16 protein-coding genes are annotated in these 19,979 nt (G+C 54.4%); 7 read left to right on the top strand and 9 right to left on the bottom strand.

The features are described from left to right. Positions 1-50 precede the first annotated feature (50 nt). Genes QMP16_RS16510 through QMP16_RS16495 form a run of 4 tightly spaced genes read left to right on the top strand, consistent with a single transcriptional unit; the run spans position 51 to position 4,931 of the window. Positions 51-1,076: an ABC transporter substrate-binding protein gene (locus tag QMP16_RS16510; RefSeq protein ID WP_282153252.1), complete on the top strand. Its 1,026-nt coding sequence runs from the start codon at positions 51-53 to the stop codon at positions 1,074-1,076. After that, a complete protein-coding gene (locus QMP16_RS16505) occupies positions 1,077-3,293 on the top strand; it encodes an ABC transporter permease (protein ID WP_282153251.1) in 2,217 nt (738 codons plus the stop codon). Next, positions 3,290-4,363, top strand: a complete 1,074-nt coding sequence (locus tag QMP16_RS16500) for an ABC transporter ATP-binding protein (RefSeq protein WP_282153250.1) — start codon at positions 3,290-3,292, stop codon at positions 4,361-4,363. Before QMP16_RS16505 ends, QMP16_RS16500 begins: the two co-directional genes overlap by 4 nt. A gap of 1 nt (position 4,364) precedes the next feature. Next, positions 4,365-4,931, top strand: coding sequence for a histidine phosphatase family protein (locus QMP16_RS16495; protein WP_282153249.1), 567 nt, complete (start codon positions 4,365-4,367; stop codon positions 4,929-4,931). 6 nt (positions 4,932-4,937) lie between these two features. Here QMP16_RS16495 and QMP16_RS16490 read toward each other — a convergent pair whose 3' ends face one another. From QMP16_RS16490 to QMP16_RS16480, 3 genes are all read right to left on the bottom strand, one after another. After that, positions 4,938-5,729: an inositol monophosphatase family protein gene (locus tag QMP16_RS16490; RefSeq protein WP_282153248.1), complete on the bottom strand. Its 792-nt coding sequence runs from the start codon at positions 5,727-5,729 to the stop codon at positions 4,938-4,940. Positions 5,730-6,210: 481 nt separating this feature from the next. Further along, a complete protein-coding gene (locus tag QMP16_RS16485) occupies positions 6,211-8,745 on the bottom strand; it encodes a cation:proton antiporter (protein ID WP_282153247.1) in 2,535 nt (844 codons plus the stop codon). A gap of 349 nt (positions 8,746-9,094) precedes the next feature. Continuing rightward, positions 9,095-10,012, bottom strand: coding sequence for a DMT family transporter (locus QMP16_RS16480; protein WP_282153246.1), 918 nt, complete (start codon positions 10,010-10,012; stop codon positions 9,095-9,097). 75 nt (positions 10,013-10,087) lie between these two features. On the opposite strand from QMP16_RS16480, the gene QMP16_RS16475 reads away from it, so the two are divergent. Beyond that, positions 10,088-10,966 (top strand): LysR family transcriptional regulator, encoded by an 879-nt coding sequence (locus tag QMP16_RS16475; RefSeq protein WP_282153245.1) that lies wholly within the window; start codon positions 10,088-10,090, stop codon positions 10,964-10,966. A 1,290-nt stretch (positions 10,967-12,256) separates the two neighbouring features. Here the strand turns inward: QMP16_RS16475 and QMP16_RS16470 are convergent. After that, positions 12,257-12,517, bottom strand: a complete 261-nt coding sequence (locus QMP16_RS16470; RefSeq protein ID WP_282153244.1) for a hypothetical protein — start codon at positions 12,515-12,517, stop codon at positions 12,257-12,259. A gap of 182 nt (positions 12,518-12,699) precedes the next feature. Here QMP16_RS16470 and QMP16_RS16465 point away from each other — a divergent pair, with 182 nt between their 5' ends. Together QMP16_RS16465 and QMP16_RS16460 are read left to right on the top strand one after the other, a co-directional pair. Next, the gene (locus QMP16_RS16465; protein ID WP_282153243.1) at positions 12,700-12,867 is read left to right on the top strand and encodes a hypothetical protein; all 168 of its coding nucleotides are present in this window, start codon (positions 12,700-12,702) and stop codon (positions 12,865-12,867) included. 122 nt (positions 12,868-12,989) lie between these two features. Next, positions 12,990-13,472 (top strand): HalD/BesD family halogenase, encoded by a 483-nt coding sequence (locus QMP16_RS16460; RefSeq protein WP_282153242.1) that lies wholly within the window; start codon positions 12,990-12,992, stop codon positions 13,470-13,472. Between the two features lie 114 nt (positions 13,473-13,586). On the opposite strand, the gene QMP16_RS16455 is transcribed toward QMP16_RS16460, so the two are convergent. From QMP16_RS16455 to QMP16_RS16435, 5 genes are read right to left on the bottom strand one after another with little or no spacing between them, the layout of a single operon-like run. Continuing rightward, positions 13,587-13,733: a hypothetical protein gene (locus tag QMP16_RS16455; protein ID WP_282153241.1), complete on the bottom strand. Its 147-nt coding sequence runs from the start codon at positions 13,731-13,733 to the stop codon at positions 13,587-13,589. Beyond that, entirely contained in the window at positions 13,730-15,088 is a 1,359-nt protein-coding gene (locus QMP16_RS16450; protein ID WP_282153240.1) for an aminotransferase, read from the bottom strand. Before QMP16_RS16450 ends, QMP16_RS16455 begins: the two co-directional genes overlap by 4 nt. Then, positions 15,081-16,643: a trimethylamine methyltransferase family protein gene (locus tag QMP16_RS16445; protein ID WP_282153239.1), complete on the bottom strand. Its 1,563-nt coding sequence runs from the start codon at positions 16,641-16,643 to the stop codon at positions 15,081-15,083. Before QMP16_RS16445 ends, QMP16_RS16450 begins: the two co-directional genes overlap by 8 nt. Further along, positions 16,636-17,868 (bottom strand): aromatic ring-hydroxylating oxygenase subunit alpha, encoded by a 1,233-nt coding sequence (locus tag QMP16_RS16440; protein ID WP_282153238.1) that lies wholly within the window; start codon positions 17,866-17,868, stop codon positions 16,636-16,638. The genes QMP16_RS16445 and QMP16_RS16440 overlap by 8 nt, the downstream gene beginning before the upstream one ends. Next, positions 17,868-19,928 (bottom strand): FAD-dependent oxidoreductase, encoded by a 2,061-nt coding sequence (locus QMP16_RS16435; protein ID WP_282153237.1) that lies wholly within the window; start codon positions 19,926-19,928, stop codon positions 17,868-17,870. The genes QMP16_RS16440 and QMP16_RS16435 overlap by 1 nt, the downstream gene beginning before the upstream one ends. Between the last annotated feature and the right edge of the window lie 51 nt (positions 19,929-19,979).

Genomic DNA, 19,979 nt, shown 5'->3' with positions numbered 1-19,979 from the left:
ACGAGTATCGCGCTGGGAATTTCGGCACGAAACATAGGGGAGGAAAGAAATTGAAAAATCTGACGACAACGCTGGCGGGATCGCTGATAGCATTTGCGGCTTCGCTTAGTGCGGCCCAAGCTGAGAAGTTGACATTTTATTGCTCGGCACAGGAAGATTGGTGTCAACTCATGGCGCGCAGTTTCGAGGATGCCACCGGCATAGACGTCAATATGACCCGCAAGTCGTCGGGCGAGACGTTTGCACAAATTCGTGCGGAAAGTTCTAACCCTAAAGGCGATGTATGGTGGGGCGGTACCGGTGATCCCCATTTGCAAGCTGCCGAAGAAGGCCTGACGATGGAATACGTGTCGCCGATGCGTGACCAGCTTCACGACTGGGCGATCTCGCAGGCTGAAAGTGCAGGTAACAAAACCATCGGAATTTATTCAGGCGCACTTGGCTACGGCTACAACTCCGACCTCTTGGCCGCGAACAGCTTGCCTGAGCCCGCATGTTGGAAAGACTTGCTGAAGCCCGAATATAAAGGGCACGTGCAAATGGCGAACCCGAATTCCTCGGGCACCGCTTATACGACGCTTGCCTCGATGGTTCAGATATTTGGCGAAGACGACGGCTTTGAGTTCATGAAGGGCCTGCACTCGAACATCAACCAATACACCAAGTCGGGTTCGGCCCCAATCAAGGCCGCCGGTCGGGGTGAGAACACCATCGGTATCGTCTTCATGCATGATGCGGTCAAGCAGGCCGTATCAGGTTTTCCGGTCAAGGTCGTGGCCCCATGCGAAGGCACAGGCTATGAGATCGGCTCGATGTCGATCATTGATGGCGCTCGAAATGAAGAAGAAGCCAAAAAGTTCTATGACTGGGCGCTCAGCCCCGAGGCCCAGAACCTTGCGCTTGAGGTTAACGCCTTCCAGGTTCCGTCCAACAAAAATGCGGAAACCTCTGAAAGCGCACCTGACATGAGCCAGATCAAGCTGATCGACTATGACTTCAAAAAGTATGGCTCGTCAGATGAACGCAAGCGTCTTTTGCAGAAATGGGACGAAGAGGTCTCTGTGCTGCCTCAGTAAGTGACTGAAACCACGTCAAAAACGAACCACCCGGTTCTGATCTTTTGGATTGTTGCCGGGTGGATCGGTTTCTGCCTGCTGCCATGGTTCATGGTAGAGGATGGCATTTGGTCATTCGTATGGCTGGTCGATGGATATCCGTTCGACGAAGACTATGCGCCCGCTGCTTTTCTGATCGGACAAGGCGAAAAGCTTTGGCTTACGCCGCTTTTGGTCCCGCTTGCTTTGCCTTTGTTGGTACTCGGTAAACCGAAGTCCGACCCACATTACGCACGCATCCTGATTTTGGCTGGTGCCTTGGGTTTTGGCTGGCTGATTGCGCAAGGGTTCTCAATTGGCATTCGCGGGTTCAATTTCGATTGGATGAAGGTGCTGTTCGGAGAACCGAAGATCCGCCAGTTCGGCATGGGATACGGCGCGATGATCTGCGCCACAGCGTTCCTGTTCCTTTTAACTCAGGGTATTGCGGCCCGCGGCGCCATAAATGGCGACGTTTTCGTCGTCAGCGCTATTGGTGGCGTAATCACCATTGTTACAGTTTTCGTCTTCTTTCCAATTGCGAAGATGTTGTTTGCCGCCTTCGTTACTGAAGATGGTGCCTATTCAGTTTCGGTTTTTGCCTCGAAGTTCTTTGATGACCGACTTTGGGGCTTGGGTTGTTTTGCCGGTGCCAAATGCGGTGCCGCGTGGAACTCTCTGTTTCTTGCAATTCTTGTGGGTTTCATCACGACCGTGCTTGGCCTTTGTTTCGCGCTTGTCGTCACACGGTCGGGATTCCGCTTTAAACGCGGGATGCGCGCGCTGACGGTCTTGCCGATTATCACACCGCCTTTCGTGATTGGTCTGGCACTGATCCTACTGTTTGGGCTTTCCGGGTCGGTCACCAGATTTGTTGCCGAGCTCTTTGGTGTGCAGCCGACGCGCTGGCTGTACGGCATGCCCGGGGTGTTGATCGCTCAGACGCTGGCATTTACGCCAATCGCCTTTCTGGTCTTGATCGGGGTGGTAGAAGGGGTGTCACCTTCGATGGAGGAGGCCGCCCAAACCCTTCGAGCCAATCGTTGGCAAACCTTCAAAACCGTGTCCCTGCCTCTGATGCGCCCGGGCCTGGCTAATGCTTTTCTGCTGGGGTTCATCGAATCCATGGCCGATTTTGGCAACCCACTTGTCTTAGGCGGAAACTTCGATGTGCTTTCGACTGAGATATTTTTTGCCATCGTTGGTGCGCAGTACGATCAGGGCCGGGCTGCTGTTCTAGCCATGGTGCTCTTGTTCTTCACACTTTCTGCCTTCTACGCGCAGCGCGCGTGGTTGGGGAAAAAGAGCTATACCACCGTTTCCGGCAAGGGCGACGCGGGTGTACATCCCTTGATGCCTAGGGGCCTTGCAATACCGGTTCTGGGCATTGCAGTTGCCTGGGCGGTTTTCACTGCTGTGGTTTACGGGATGATCATCTACGGAAGTATTGTCGAACTGTGGGGCGTCGATAACTCGCTGACGTTCAAGCACTACGTCACTGCCTTTTCGGTCCGCTTCGAGGAAGAGGGTATTCGCTGGACCGGAGCCGCTTGGGACAGTTTCTGGACCACAATCACCATCGCCGGCATTGCCGCGCCTCTGACGGCCGCCGTGGGGTTGGTCACCGCCTATCTGCTAACGCGGCAAAGTTTTGCGGGAAAGAATGCGTTTGAGTTTGGCACGATGCTCTCTTTCGCTATTCCCGGCACGGTTATTGGCGTCAGTTATATTCTGGCATTCAACGTGCCCCCGATTGAAATCACTGGCACGGGCGTTATCCTTGTCGTCAGCTTTATCTTCCGCAATATGCCAGTTGGGGTTCGCGCGGGTATCGCGTCGATGTCGCAGTTGGACAAATCCCTCGACGAGTCCTCGCTAACGCTTGGTGCGAACTCGTGGCAGACATTCAGGCGTGTGATCCTCCCGCTTTTGCGGCCGGCCATCCTAGCTGCGTTAGTCTACAGCTTTGTCCGGGCAATGACCGCGATTTCGGCGGTGATATTCCTTGTTTCCGCCGAGTATGACATGGCTACCAGCTACATTATTGGTCGGGTCGAGAACAACGATTACGGTCTTGCAATCGCATACTCCACAACGCTGATTTTCGTGATGTTGGCGGCCGTCGGGATGTTACAAATCCTCGTAGGACGTGTTCAGATCGGGCGACGTACACAACTCGGAGCAGAGAAAACTACATGACCGAAACGACTATAGCAAGTAAGGCCGCGCCTGTTCGTTTCGACGGTGTTTCGAAAGTGTTCGGCAAGGATGTGGTGGCCGTTGATGGCATCGATCTGCACGTCCAAGCGGGCAAACTGGTGACGCTTTTGGGTCCCTCAGGCTGCGGTAAAACGACGACATTGCGCATGATCGCAGGTCTGGAAATGGCGACTTCGGGCCAAATTCTGATCGGCGACCGAGACGTGACCAAATTACCCGCTACCGATCGTGACGTGTCGATGGTATTCCAATCCTACGCGCTTTTTCCGCATATGAGCGTGCTTGAGAACGTCATGTATGGGTTGACCTTTTCCGGCTTCGACAAGCGCGAGTCCCGATCGCGCGCGCTGCACGGGTTAGACTTGGTTGGCCTGAAGGGCTTCGACAATCGTTTGCCAAGCGAGCTTTCCGGCGGGCAGCAGCAGCGCGTTGCCGTCGCTCGTGCATTGGTTTTGGAACCGCAGGTTTTGCTCTTTGACGAACCTCTCTCAAATCTCGATGCGAAACTGCGTCGCCAGGTTCGCGAAGATATCCGCGCCATTCAGCAAGATCTCGGTTTGACCGTCGTTTATGTGACACACGATCAGGAAGAAGCCCTTGCCGTTTCGGACGAGATTGTCGTCATGCGCAACGCTGCCATCGCTCAGATCGGCACGCCGCGTAAACTCTATGATGCGCCGGTTGACCGGTTCGTGGCCGACTTCATTGGTGAGGCCAATCTGATCAATTGCACAATCCTTTCTGTTGAAGGCGATTTAGCCACGATCGAAATCGAGGGCTTTCAACACACGCTCCCCTCTCGTGGTCTAACGCCGGGACCAGCAACGCTGGCCGTGCGCCCGTCACGGATATTGATTGGATCTGACATGGGAATCCCGGCCAAAGTTGCCAAGGCGACCTATGTTGGCGTGCGGATGGAGTACACTCTGGCCGGTGCCTTCGGGCAGGTATTTGCTGTGCAGGACGACGTGGACGAACCGCTGGAAATCGGCTCGGAAGTCAAAATGTCTTTTGCCGGACGCGGCCCCGTACTGTTGCCGGAAGGGTGATGTGGGTAAGCTTTTAGTCATCTCACACCCGGAGGTCGTCGTCGAACCTGAGACACCGGTCACCGAATGGGGTTTGAGTGAAATTGGCCGCGCCCGAGCCGACACGTTTGCACAAAGTCAGACCATGTCGTGCGTCACAGATATATGGTCCAGTACCGAGCGAAAAGCGTCCGAGACAGCGGCTATCCTTGCAAAGCCTTTGGGGCTGGTCGCGAAATCCGATCCTGAACTGGGAGAGAACGACCGAAGCACTACCGGATTCCTTCCTCCCTCGATATTCGAGTCCGCCGCTGACACCTTCTTCGGGGCACCCATTTCCAGCTTCCGCGGCTGGGAAACAGCCCATGCTGCTCAATTGCGTGTCGTTCGAACAGTCCTGTCAATCGTCAAAAACCACGACGGAAGAGACCTGGCCATTGTAACCCACGGCGCGGTCGGGACACTGCTTTGGTGCCATCTGGCAGGGAAAGAAATCGACCGGCGGTTTGATCAACCTGGGCAGGGCCACTTCTGGCGCGCGGATATTAAATCCCTTCAACCTGAATTCGGGTGGCGCCCGATTGCCTGAAAGACGTCATTCGTTCCAAGCGTCGTCGCAGATCATTTTCAAGGTCTCAAACACGGCCGGTGTACCCGCGATCACGCGACCACCGTCCCGGATCATCCCGTCGGCGTCTTGATCCTCGATCTCGCCACCTGCTTCGGCAATCATCAACTGACCGGCTAGGCAATCCCAGGCGTTCATGTGCTCTTCAATGTACCCCAAAAGACGTCCCGCCGCGACATAGGCCAGCGAAAGCGCACCGCTTGCATTGCGATGATAGAGAGCGCCACGTTCGATAAGGGCCGCAATCACCGGAATGACCTTTGATGCTTCGACCCGGTTCGAATAACCAATTGAGACGGTTCCACTTGCAAGTTCCACGCTTGAGGCAACCTGCATGGCGTGTCCATTCAAAGTGGCACCTTCGCCTCGGATCGCCACGTAAGTTTCACCAACATTTGGCTCGAAAATCACACCGACCTGCGTCTGACTGTCTGAAACGCCCGCTAAGACAATCGTCCAGGCCGGAATGCCGTTGACGAAGTTTGTTGTTCCATCAATCGGATCAATCACCCAGTCAAAACCGCTAGAGCCAGCTTTTTCGGCGTGTTCTTCGCCATAAATCCCATCATCGGGAAAAGAGTTCATAATCTTTTGACGAATGAAGGTTTCGACGTTGCGATCCGCCTCGCTAACCCAGTCCTGCGCGCCCTTTTGATCAATGACCAAGGTGTCTCTGGCAGCAAAATACTCTAGTGCAAGCGCGCCCGCCTCTTCGGCTACCGCGACGGCAAAGTTTCTTCGTGCAATGATGTTATGCATTGGTCGGCTCACTTCCTGCTGAATGCATCACCACGTCTACGGGAAGGAGTGTCGGAAAACAAAACAGTGTTTGTCACGTCAAAATCCACTTTCTTCGCGTCAAATGTGTTTCTGTCGAAAGAATATCCCTATTAAGGCGCTCATTCACTTCCACACAGTGCAGCGGCACATTGCTCGTGATCAATGTCGGCTTTCATTAGAGATTGCTGCATCGCAGCGATTGAAGTTGTAGCGATTGCCCAATTTGGACCGTGATATGTCGCAGATCGCTTACCCCGCCGTCTCATACAGCTGCACGTCTTGACTGTCGCTATAAAATTCGAGGTCGGAAACTGGGGCTATTGTCTGAGATGTCGAAGGTAGTGATTTTTTTCGAGTGAACAAGTCTCTGACAAGTGTAGACACTCAACGAAACAGAACCCGATTGGTGTCCGTGAACCAGCACTTTTGATTTCGCGGCTCCTTTCCAATTGAGAGCCTCTCAAGATTTAGTCCCTTTTTCAGGGGATACCTCGGCCTCATCCAGATCCAACACCGCGGGGTCGATCATGCGCTTGTCAGCGCTCATCTTGACTGAGTTTCGCATGGCCTTGCTTCGCCGCAGCAAGCGCCGGAAACTTGCCTCGTCGAGCATAAGCAGCGTCGACGGTGCCAATGCCCGCACGTTTACGCGACGGGGCCGTTTCAATAACATGGCCAATTGCCCGAACATTTCGCCACGACCCAGCCGCGAGGTGTGCCGGCCGAGTTCCACTTCAACAGCTCCGGAAGCAATGAAGAATACACTCTGGGCTAATTCGTCTTTGGAAATGATGGTATCACCCGCGTTGGCATATCGAGTACGCAGCGCCCGGCTGAGTTTCCTAAGCGAAGACTTGTCGAGATCGGAAAACAGTGGGAACTGCCGGACCAGATCCCGTCCTTTAAGAGTGATGTCCAACTTTGGACGTCCTTCAGATAACGTACGTCGCGTCGCCACTTCCTGCATCAACACAGAATAAAGTTCTTCGCCCACAAGGCCGTCTTCGCGCATGATCGCGTATTCACGTTCTTCAAGGCGTAGCGCGGTTCGCTGGATGAATCGTCGCTCTAACTTTTCGGCGTAGCCGGGAAATTGCAGCCGCAGGCCTTCAAGCGCCGTCTCAACCGCCTCGGATCGACGCGCCAACACTTCATCCAGCAATTCCGCAACCCGGCGGCCGTGGATCCGGCGGATGCGGCCGCGGACGAACCCATCGAGGTCTTGCAGGATCAGACGTTGCATGAGCAATCTTTCGAACCTATCCGTTGTGATACGCGTGAGTGGGAACGAAATTCGAAGCCGGTTGTGTAGAAACACGGCGATCCGAAAAGATCTGCCGTAAACGACCGACCGATTTGATGCGCGCTGATAGCCGATCCGTCCGCCAGTCCGTGCGCCTTCAATGAGCCGATCCGCATCGGACAAAATCTTCTCACTCAGAACCGATGACATGGTGCGTTCCCGCATCCTGGCCAAAACAGAGTCCCGCTCTGCACCGGCCAGCGCAATAAGACCAAGCGTGACCCGGTCACGATCCAGGATCTGCGCACTGTCTTCGGCGGCCTTTACGGCCTCGTCCAGGCGTTCACTAAACTGTTTGGCTTCGTTCCTGACGATATCGTGCGTCAGGTTATAGTTTTCTGCTGTGCGGGATACGTCCTCGCGAACGGATTGCAATGCTACGGCGACCACCTGACGCGACAGGGCGGTATCAAGCGGAGAAAGCCTGTCGAGCCCCAGTTTTGTGATCACCATGCGCAAGGTTGTACCCTGAACAATTAGTGTAAACAGCGTAAAGCCAGTGGCCAGAATGCCGACCAGGCGCTTCGTCTCAAGCGGGATGTGCGTGCTTTCGGTGACTGCCAGAGCCAGAGCCAGCGTCACGGCACCACGCAGCCCACCCCACAGTATTGCGGTGCGATAGGGGCGTTCGACAGCAGGTGACAAACCGATTGCCGTAAGCAATGGCAGCAACCCGAACAGAATTGCCGCCCGTGCGAACATGGCGGCCAGAACCACCACGACCAGCAGGCCAAAGTCGGACGGCCGCACCTCTTCCAGCAATCGAGGTATCAGCAAGGCTGCAAGAATAAAGATCAGCGCGCCTGCCCAATGTGCCAGTAGGTCCCAAACTTCTTGCAGATTTGTCCAGGTGGCCGGTGACAAACGACCGGGGCCTGTGAGGTTGAGCGTAAGACCTGCAGCCACCACCGCGATGACACCCGAAGCTCCGACGCTTTGTTCTGCAACGATATAGGCGAGATACGGCAGAGACACGGATATTGAAATCTGCGCCATTTCCCAGCGGCCTACGAAAGCCATCAGCCAAACCGCCGTGCGCGCCATGAGCCAACCGGTGAGAACTCCACCTGCGATCAACAGCGGAAATTGCCCCACGGCTTCACTTAGCAGTGGATTGGGTCTCCCGAGCATAACAAAGCTTATGAATAGCCCGAAAAGAGCAATCGCAGCAGCATCGTTAAGAAGACTTTCGCCCTCGATTATTCGCGACAGCCTGCGCGGTGCCGAAATCGACCGGAAAATGCTGACAACCGCTGAGGGATCAGTTGTCGATACAATAGCACCGATCAACAGACAGGCGGCCAGCGGCAGTGTACTTGCCCAGCTGAGCGCATAGCCAATGGAAAGTGTCGCCACAATTACTGCCACAACGGCCATCATCAGGATGGGCATCCAGTCATCCAGCATCCTGCGCAGGTTCATGCCGAGTGTCGCCTGAAAGAGCAGCGTGGGCAGGAAAACATAGAGGAAGACGTCTGACCGGATCGGCAGATCTATGATCGCCTGCGCCCCCGGGTTCAATGCATCCGTCAGGTCTGTGTCGAGAAAGAACGTCGCGCCAAGCCCGATCACTATCCCCAAAACGGCGAGGATAACGCTGTAAGGCAGGCGCATTCGCGCGGCCAGCGGTTCCGCCACGCCGATGACAACAAAAAGAGAAGTGATGATGGTCGTAATGACGACGATATCCATAGTTACGTATTACCTGAGAACTCGAGTAAGTGGAATCCACTCTTAAAGCCGGATCGTCCACGTTGAATTAATGTGTGAACTTTCGCTCATCCAGTCTGTGCCGTTGCAGCGAATGTCAGGGATGACGGGCCGCAGTGCGACATCAGCGCGGTGAGTGAACGGCTGGTCTGGAGCCGGCCTTGCTTGGGCACTGTATCAGTGGACGCGAGTTGGTGCACAGCATCCAAGGTCGGCAGAGTACCGGCCTGCCTTCATGGCCCCGGATTTTTGAACACTTTGAGGTCCGCTGTGAAAGCCCGCGATCAATCTACAAAAACCTGTCTGACCGCCTGTTCTTTGGCATTTGACATCATCCTCGGTTGGTGAGTGAAACTCCGGCTATCACCAGCGCACCGCCCACCAGCATGGAAACCTCAACCGGTTCGCGCAAGATAGCCGCCCCAAGGGCTACCCCGAAGACGGGGACGAGATTGGTGAATACTGCCGTACGCTCAGGTCCAAGCGAGTGTACCCCCCGATAGTACCAAACAAATGGCACGACTGTTCCACCAATGGCCAGATAGATGATGGCCAAAGTGCAGGTGAACGTGGGCAAATGCGACAGTTGCACGGGACCGGCGAGCGGCAACCCCAATACCAGAAACACAAACCCAATTAGTGCAGCCCAGGTAGTTGCCGCCAGTGGCGAGAGGCTTCCTAAGGCTTTGCGTCCAAGAAGCGTATAGCCCACCCAACTACCCACCGCTGCCAGCATGAACAGTTCTCCCTGCCCAAAACTCTGCCGGACGTCAGTCATCAGTCCGGCAACGTCCCCTCCGCTAATCACGATCACGGCCCCGGCTAGTGCCACACAAATCCCGGCAACTTGCGCAATCGGTAGGAGCCGTCGCGTAATCAGCCCCCCGGCTAGAGCCACGGCTATCGGATTGAAGGCAACAAACAGTGCCGTTCGCGAAGCTGGCATCTCAGCCAGAGCGGCAAAGAAGAACAGGTTGTAAAGGCAGACGCCTGACAGTCCGAGAAGCCCCATCAACACGCTCTGCCGCCAGGTGAGGCGGGGCAAGCCACCTTCCGCTTTCCAGACAAGATAAAGCAATACCAGAGACGCCAGGCCAAACCGAGCGGTTGCCGCGACCAGAGGGGGCATTTCACCCGAAACGACGCGGCCGGCAACAAATGTGCCGCCCCACAGGAAGGCCACCATTGAGAGCCGGACGTAAAGCAAAGCGTTCTGCGACGCTAAGGGATATGACAGGGCTTGGGACATGGAAACACCTAAAACATCGGATTGCCCATGCCGAATTTCAGTTATACCATATTATAGTCAAATGAGTATTTACTTATGACTTTTGGTCAGCTTGATATTTTTGTCACTCTTGCCGAAACGCGCGGGTTTACGGCTGCTGCATTGCGACTTGGGATAAGTCAGCCCGCGGTGTCTCATGCCCTCAAGAGTCTTGAGGATGAGCTTGGCATCACGCTTTTTAATCGCACCGTATCCCCAATCGAACTGACCCCGTTGGGCGAACGACTTCTATCCCGCGCACGCGAAATTCTTGGGCTAGCCGACGCTATGCATCAGGAGGCCTCGGAATATCGTGGAGTGCAGACCGGCAGACTGCGCATTGGGTCTTTTGGTGCAACGTCATCATTGCAGATATTGCCGCGCCTTCTCGAAGCATTTCATGCTGCCCATCCCGGTATCGAAGTACTGATTGAAGAAGCCGCTGACGATGAGATTATCCGTTGGATCGAAGACCGGCGCATTGATCTTGGTTTTGTCGTGTTACCAGATGAACGCTTCCGGACCTGGCCTGTGGCACAGGACCAGTTTGTCGCTTTGGTTGCCGCTGACAGTACTTTGGCCAGGCAATCTTCAATCCGATTGGAAGAGCTTTGCGAAATGCCTTTCATCATGCCGGAATCTGGTTCTTCCCGGATCATTCGCCGTTTGTTCACGCAGTCCCGTCTTAGTCCAAATGTTCGGTATCGGACATCGCAGATGCTAAGTACTTTGACCATGGTGGCACGCAACCAAGGCGTCTCGGTCGTGGCCGAGATGGCCTTGCCGCCAACGAATGGTAAAGAGGGCTGGGTCAGCAAACCGCTGAATTCAGTCAGGACACGAAAAATTGGTCTCGCGATGCATCCGCACGCAACGCCATCCCCTGCGGCGGTCGCTTTTGTTGAGGTCGTAGAAAAAAGTAGAGACGATTTTTGACGACGTGTGCAAGGGAAAGAAGCGACGTCTCGAATTGAATGCAAAAGTTCAAATCGGACATTAGAAAACACTACGTGAGCGGCAGCAATGTCCGCGATGCGTGAGCTTTGCCAACCATTGATTTTTCACTTGCAGCGAACGGCAGGTTCGACGGGCCGTGTCGCAGCATCGGTTGGCAAAGCTCAATGTCCGTTTTGGGCCGCTTGGAAACGGCCCGCCTCGCTCAAGGACAATCACCTCTGAGGCCGATAAGAAGCCCATTCAACTGGCTGATGCGTTTCGCTCCTATGATCTAAATATGCAGTATTACTGATATTGCGAAACCGGGTGTAAGGCCCATTAATGAGATGCGAAACCTAACCGTTGATTGAGAACAATGCATCGATAAGATGAACGCAAGGAACAAAATGCATTTGCTATGTCAACCTTGCTCATTGTCGTAGGATCATTTTGCATTGTTAGCAGCGAAGGGCGTGACTCTTTGATTTTTCCACGCAAGATGAACCAACTTTTAACACTTGAATCTGGGACTTAACGATTTGATACGAAGTCACGAAGATCTACATATTTCATGGATCTCTTCTTTTTTGGATATGCACCTAAGATTTAAACTAATCAGAAGTCTGACAAGCGCCGTTTCTTGCCGTTCATTGTTCCAATAAATCACAATCATGCCAAGGAATTTACCGCCCTTTAATTCGCTACGCGCCTTTGAGGACGCTAGAAGGTTGGGCCTTAGCTAAAACAGCTTTTCCGGAACATGCTAAAGGCTTTGTTTGTACCCAAACAGGTCCTGACAAATGCTATTGAACGGTTCCGCCAACGCGCTTTATCAGTTTGTGCACATTTGATGCAAGCACGATACGTGTTGGGGGCATCCTCTCAACGAGCCTAACCGACACGACCTGGCCGCCGTCATAGGTTCTATTTTCGGTAGGTTTCACCGAAAGAAGTTAAACCCCAAGCCCGTGCGCAACCTTACATCGCATAGACTCAATCGACGAAGATCAGAATGCGATTTTGGGGGCAATTTCGAACTTTGCAAATACGCTGAAAGAAGTCCCAGATTTGAGGGACATCAAGGAATGCAAAGTCTTCACCGTCAATCTCTTGGATGGAGACTGGTTCTCTTGTTGCTAGCCAGTGACTCGGTGGAACAAATAGATAAGGTGCGCTGGGTCTAGGGACCAAATTTGGAACCGAGTGTCATCAACGCCCAGATCGTAAAAGATCGCCAAATCGATTTTATTCCGACCAAAGGCAATGATCAGTTCTTCCTGCAGGTGTTCGTCAATACCGAGGACTACGCCTTGCCTTTTTTAGAACAGCCGCTGACAATACGCGCCAGATAGAATGGAGCAATCGAATGAAAGCACCCACACGCAAAGTTCTCGCCCGGTGCTGCGCGATATCCGCCACGGCGATTTCCATATGATCCACGTAGTTCAACATCTGTTCGGCATAACGCAGAAATTCAATGCCTTGCGCTGTCAGTTCCATACCACGCACGTGCAAACGTCGAAACAGCACATGGCTGGTCTGGTCTTCCAATTTGGCGCTTGCGGGTGCTCATGCGTTTGCGTGCCACGCCTACTGGAACTGGAAACTCTCCGAGAATATGCACATGGGTTCTGAATAGGTTTTTTCTATTCCAATGGCAATGAAAAACAGTTTTATTTGTTATTTGGTCTTAGGTATCCCTTTTCTTAAGGAACGGGACTCAGGAGAGATACATGGAACTGCGAGACATTATCGACTTGAATACCTTTCCAATTGATGACGCTGAACTTCGGGTAGCTTGTAAGAAAGAGTTCGACTATGGGGGCGTTTTCCTGATGCCTGGCTTTATTCAGAAGGATGCAATTGATGCAATCCGTGTTGAAGGCCTTGCCAACAAATAGAAAGTTTTCAAGTCCACGAAACGGCATAATGTCTATCTAACTACCAAGGATAAAGGTTTCCTGATGATCACGCGCGCAACCGGTTTGTGACCTCATTCAGGGGATGCATCAACGACGACCTGATGCCTCAGAATTCGGCCCTTCGCACGCTCTACAATGCCCCGGTTTTTCGCAGCTTCTTGTGCGACGGCCTAGGCGAAGAGGCAATGCACGAATATGCTGACCCGCTGTCCTCCACCAACCTTCACTTTGCAGAGAAGGGAGAGGCGCTTGGCGGGCACTTCGACAATTCTTCATTTGCGATCACGTTGATGGTGCAGGCACCAGAAAAGGGTGGAAAATTAGAGTACGTCGAAGCAGTTCACGATGCCGACGCGGGCGAGATGGGATTTGAGAAGTTTGACGAAATCCTGGGCGGAAAATTACCGGTCGAAACCGCCGCTGTTGAAGCCGGGACATTGGTGTTTTTCCGCGACCTCAACTCGATACATCGGGTGGCACCGAACGAAGGGGACCGGACGCGCATTCTGGCCGTGCTGGCCTATTATGCAGAGCCAGACATCGAGCTTTCTGAGGCGGCCCGAATGACATTTATGGACGGCTGAATTGAGGACGCTTGATCCGATCACCACGACCCGTGAGACGAATCGCATGAGGCAGCTTGAAAGCCGACTTCTGTGTCATTTTCAGCATCGGGCGCTACAGGGTCATAGTCGACCTCAGATGCGGCGCAGGACATAAATGATCTGAACCACTGTCGCGGCAGGGGCAGCCCAAAACGGACATTGAGCACTGAATTCAAAGGTTGCAGCGGCATCTCCATCGGCGAACATATACAACAAGAGCGCACGCTCTTCATTGGTCACCGATCCCCTCCGAGCCACGTACTTGTCGCTTCAAGCCCTTTTCGCAAGACATCGAACATTTGCTCAATTTCGCTCTCGCTAATGATAAGCGGCGGTGAAAGAACACACATGTTGATCACAGGTCGAACCAATAGCCCACGTTTCTGGCATTCGATATCGATCTGGCCGCCAATTTCGTAGTCGCACCCCAGATCGCTCTGGGGATCACCGTCGACTGAGCATTGAACGCATCCCATCAACCCCATGCCGCGCACATCGGTAACGATGTCAATCTGACCCAACTGCTGTAGCTGATCCTGAAAAATCGGAGTGACCCTTCGAACGTGTTCGAGAAGCTTTTCCCGTTCAATAATTTCCATACTTTTCAGACCAGCGGCCGCGCTGACCGGGTGACCCGAATAGGTATAACCATTAGAAAAGGTTGCATCTTTTCCCGTGACATCGGCGATCAATCTATCCGAGATAATCGCGGCACCCATCGGTGCATACCCAGAGGTCATTCCTTTGGCACAAGTGATTATGTCGGGTCGAATGCCAAAAACTGCCTCAGACGCAAACCAATGGCCCAATCGCCCGAAAGCCGTCACCACTTCGTCGGAGATATATAGAACATCATACTTCCTGCAGATGTTTAGGCAGCCTTCGTGATATCCTTTTGGCGGCACGATCACGCCGCCAGATGCCAGAACCGGTTCGGCGATAAACGCGGCAACATTTTCTGGGCCCAGCGTCACAATGGCGTTTTCCAGGTCCGAAACTTTCTCTTTCAGAAAGCTCTCTTCGCTTTGACCTGACGCACGATAAAGCGGATTCACGTCTGGCAGGAAATGTGCGAGGTCATCCGCCTTGTCGAGCCAAAGCCTGTCACGCTCTTTTCCACTGATGCTGGCCGCCAGATAAGTGCTTCCATGATAAGCTTTTTGCCGTGAAATGATTTTCTTTTTCTCGGGGCGTCCCAAGAGGTTGTTGCGGAAATGGACAAACCGGATGGCCGTATCAACCGCAGTGGAACCGCCGGTGGTAAAAAAGACATTGTTCAAGTCGCCCGGCGCACGTTTGGCGATTTCGCGTGCGAACCGCGCGGCAGTCGAGTTGGAGTTGTTAAAGGGCGAGAAATAGGCAAGGTTCCGAGCCTGGTCAGCCATGGCTTCGGCCATCTCCTCTCGCCCATAACCGATCTGGGTGCACCACATGCCTCCCGGTCCGTCGATCAGGCGTTCGCCTTTTTCGTTCATGACATGGATGCCGCTGGCACCTTCAATAAATGTCCGGTCGTTTTCGCCCAAAGTTGCCATCCCTTCCCACGGGTGTAGGAAGTGGTCGTTGTCCCAGTGCTTGGCGTTAGAGTTATCCACGGCGGGCCATGCTTTCTGCGCTCATCACTATTGGGAACTCTTCGCGCACCTGAGCGTCTGAAGCGCCGAAGTAGTTGGGGAAATGGCTGTCGAGAATGGAATTGGCCTTGTCACGGGCGCGGTCCAACAGATCAGTTTTGCCTTCGTTTTCCCATGTATCTGTACGCTCACGATCCATGAGCCGCGGGTAGACAAATTCGCTGTTCATATAGTTCAGCGTGTGTGGGTTGCCGAGGAAATGACCTGGGTCGATGGCACACTGGTGGATCACATCCACCGCCATGGTTTCATCTGTGACCTCTATCCCGCGTAACGATCGCAGGATCATACCACCCGCTTCGTCATCGATGACCATGCTTTCAAAACTGCATCCCATCAGGCTGCCGATCATACCGCCAAACTCGCAAAGGCGATTAGCACCGGCATGGGCGGCAAGCGTGAAGGTCAGCGCCTTTTCCAACCCGTATTGCGCGTCGGGTATTTTGGCATCAGTCATGCCTGCGCCAACGGATGTGGGAAGGCCATAGAAGTTGCCCATCTGAATGGCTGCCGCACCGATCAGGGCCTGCTCTCCACTGCCGCCGGTGAACGACCCGCTGCGCAGGTCAGTGATGAAGGGCCAGGCGGCAAAGCAGACCGGACAGCCCGGGTTGATGAGGTTTACAATGGCAACGCAGGCCAGCGTTTCGGCCACGGTTTGTACCAGCGTTCCCGCAAGCGTCGCGGGGGCTGTGGCCCCGGCCTGAGGAGGCACAGCCAGATCGACCGTCAGGCCCAACTTGGCCGTATCAATCAGGATTTCCATATTTTCCTTGCCGATCCGCAGGGGCGAAACCATGGGGCAGCCGCCAAAAATGACGCTTGGCTTTTTCATGAAAGCGCCTTCACCACCCTGCGCTAAGTCAAACATGCGGATGGCATGCGGGATATGGCTGCGGTCGCGAAAGGTCAGACAGGCAGGTTTTTGGCTACCTGCGAGCATTGCATATATGGTGTTCATGTCGTGAGCGAAATCATCGGTCACATCGGTGGCCAAAACCGTGTCGCCCAGCATATGGATGTTGTCCAAACAGTCCACCAGACGGGTGAAGTCATAGACGTCGCGCAGGACCGAAGGGCGATAAGTTTTGGTCTCAGAATCGAAGGTGGTGACGGCAGTGCCAGAGTTGGCGAAGTAAACGCTTTCTGCCGAGCAATGCATGTCGTCTTTGCCTTCACGCTCTCCGCGGGCATAGACGTAAAATTCCTTGGCAGCACCAGCCAGGATGTCGTCCATCAGGGCGCGCGGGAAGCATAGCCGATTGAGGTCATTCATCACCGCGCCCTTGGGCAGCACCAGATCAAGCAGTTCCGGGAAATGGTCGGTGACGCCGGTGTTTTCCAGAACGGTCAGGGCTGCTTGGTGGATTTTTTCCATATCTGATTGGGTCAACGGCTTATAGCGCCCGCCGCTTAAGCCTCCACGCACGGCCTCGTTGCCCGTGGTTGCCTGTTGCACCTTTATGCGCGCGGCGCGCCCGCCGCCACCACGACGGCGTGATTTTATCTCAGCCATTACCGGCCATCCTTTGTTCTGGTTCCGGGCTGAGCATGGAGAAATAGAAATCGTAAAAATCCTGGATCGCGGTTTCCATTTCGCCCAAGGGCCCCGGTTGGAAGTATTGAGAATTCACGCCGGACTGGTTGTGTCGAATGATGCGTTCGTCATCCAAAGATGTGACATGCCAAAGCCAGGTCAGGTCTTCTTTATTGTAATCTTGGCCTTCTTCAGCGTCAGCGCGAACCAGCCAGACCACCTGAATGTCGGTTTCCTGCAGACCACGTGGAATAAAGCGGTAGCCCACCATGTGATCCGAATAGATCAGGAACCAATTCAATGGGCCAATATCAAAGTCAGTTGCGCCACCGTCGAAGCCTTTCAGCGTTCCAAGTAATGGCGCAAGCGCCTCGCCCGATTTGCTGCCGGTTTTGTAACCTTGGTAAAGCGGGTAGCGCCGATAGTACCCGCTGGTGAATGGGGTGGGCGCAGCCTCGCCAACAAGCGCCAATTCATCAGGCGTCAGCCCGACTTCTACAGCCCTTGCATTTAGCGGCTCGACCAAGCCAGCCATGTCTTGTGGCGATTTCAGGCTATGAGAGCGAGAGTATTCTTTGTGCGCAGGTCCGCAGTGGTAGCATTCAAGATAGTTCTCAACCGCCAGTTTCCAATTCGCGGGAACGGGAAATGACGCCGTATGCGCCACTTTCAGATCATCAAAGCCATAGGGTTCGACGAGTGGCGAAAGCTGGCTGAGGACAGGATCAAGCGATGGTGTGTTTGCATCGGCACAGACAAAAATCAGGCCTTTGAAGACACTCACCTGAACGGGAAAGAGCCCGAATTTGGATGGGTCAAAGTTTTCCCCCATGTTGTGGCCTGCACGAAGTTTTCCCGAAAGCTCATATGTCCAGGCGTGATACGGACAAACAAGAACACGGGAGTTGCCGGACTGTTCAGTGCAGACGCGAGATCCACGATGGCGACAGACGTTCAAATGAGCGCGAACTTCTCCTTCGCGGTCGCGCACAATAATGATGCTCTCCGGGCCATAGTCGAACAGAAAATAGTCTCCGGGGTTTGGGATTTGGCTGACATGCCCTGCCCAAAGCCAGTTACGGTTCCAGACCTGGGCAATGTCATAGTTATAGATGTCTTGCGAGGTATAGAATTCACGCGGCAGCGCGTGGCCGTGCTGGTGCGAGGCCATCAAAGCATCTAACGCAAACGGTCGGCTGTTCATCACGTCTCCTCCAAATCGATAATCTCGCGGCGAAACCAATCCTTGCCTGCTTCTGCCTTTGGGCGTTCAAAATCGCGTGCCGCGCGGTGGCCTGCGAAGACTGCGTCCACGATCAACCCCGGAGATGCGGCATCGCCAATAAGTTCGAGGGTTTTCAAACCGATCCCACGCAAGCTGTCATAAAGCGCTGTCTCACGATGGCGCTCGGTGACCAGAATTGTCGAGGCACACGGAATATCCGTTACGCGACCGGTAAAGGCACACCCGATGCGCGCGATGTCACCTTCAACCGCCGTCAGCACCTGATTGCAGCGAATGTCGATGCCAAGCTCGATCAGGCGGGCCTGAATGCGAGGCTGCTCCAAAGTATTGACAGCGTAAGTTGAAACTAAACTCTCTGGCGTGACAAAGACCACCTGGTATCCGGCGGTCGCCAGTTTTTCAGCGATCACCCCTGCCAGATAGATGTGGTCATCATCATAGATCATCACCGGCCCATCCGAAGGCAGAAGGCCGTTCATGATGTCATCAGGCGTCAGCACTTTGGCGCTTTGCGCGATCTGAGGCATATGGCGTTGTGTGTTACGGCCAATGCCGTCGGCGCGCCAATGGCTGCCGGTGGCCACAAAGACGTGTTCGACGCCAAGCTCTGCCACCTGATCGCCATCAAGTCTGCTGTCAGTGAACAACTGAACGTTGCTGCGCTGTTTTAGATCATTCAGGCGATAGTCGACGACGCGGGACCAAGCTGCGAGGCCGGGAAGTTTGCTTTCCTTCGCAACCCGCCCGCCCAATTCGGCTGACGCCTCGGCCAAGGTCACTTGATACCCTCGCCTCGCCAACTGCGTAGCGCATTCAAGACCGGCAGGGCCACCGCCAATGACCAAAGTGTCCGCGTTGCTCTTCTTCGGCGCGATGATCTCGGGGTGCCAACCGCGTCGCCATTCCTCGCCCATCGTGGGGTTTTGAGTGCAGCGGATCGGGATGCCCAGATTGTCGGATGAGACGCAGATGTTGCAGCCGATGCATTCGCGGATTTCGTCAATGCGGCCCTCTTCAATCTTTTTGGGAATGAACGGGTCGGCGATGGAAGGTCGTGCGGCTCCGATGAGGTCGACAATTCCCTTTTTGACCATCGACAGCATCATGTCGGGAGACGTCAGGCGACCGACACCAACCACGGGTTTCCGTGTGATCTGTTTGACGTGCGAAAGAAACGCGTTCTGATAGCCATCCTCCGGCTGAAAGCGGGTTGTGGCACTGTCATTGGACCAGTCGGCTACGTTCACATCCCATAGGTCAGGAAGATCGGCCAAAAGCTCGATCACAGCACGGCCTTCTTCTGAAGCCTGCATGCCGGCAGCGCCCACCATCTCATCAATGGCAAAACGGAGCGCCACAGCGCAGCTGTCACCTACAGCTTCGTGGGTGTCTTCCAGCAGTTCGCGTGTCAGGCGCGCGCGATTTTCAAGCGACCCGCCATATTCATCACTGCGCTGGTTCATATGCGGCAGCATGAAATGTTGCGCCAAAGTCATGTTGTGTCCGGCATAGACGTAAATGATGTCAAATCCGGCATCTTTCGCGCGCAAGGCGGCCTCGCGGTGCCAGCGGCGGAATTCCCGGATATCGGCCTTATCCATGGCCTGCGCCTGCTTGGGGTGCGTCGTATCGACGGACATCTCAGAAGGTGCAAGAACCGGAGCCCGGGTCAGCAGGTTCTGCGCATGGTTGCCATTGTGCACCAACTGGATAGCTGCCAGCGCCCCATGCGCATGTACCGCATCCGTCATCAGCCGCAACGCTGGAACATCGCGCCCGTCCCATAGCCGCCCCTCGGCATAAGGAGACAGGTCTGAGGTTGGGTGAATCTCGGTCTCCTGATTGGAAACCACCGCCCACCCACCTTCGGCCTTCATCCCACGAACGGCGGCATCCGCCCGCGGTCGGACATGCCCCAACCCGGTGCAATGCGGCACCTGATAAAAGCGATTTCTGGCTGTGACTGGTCCAATCTGAACCGGTTCAAAAAGCAGAGCATATGGGTTCGCGTTCGACATGTTCACGCGTTTTCCTGTATCTGGGATCCGGAGCCATAAGGCCCCGGAAAA

The organism is Ruegeria atlantica (genome assembly GCF_947495585.1).
In the GTDB taxonomy this organism is placed as follows: Bacteria; Pseudomonadota; Alphaproteobacteria; order Rhodobacterales; family Rhodobacteraceae; genus Ruegeria; species Ruegeria atlantica_G.
This window is presented reverse-complemented; position numbering and strand designations above follow the sequence as displayed.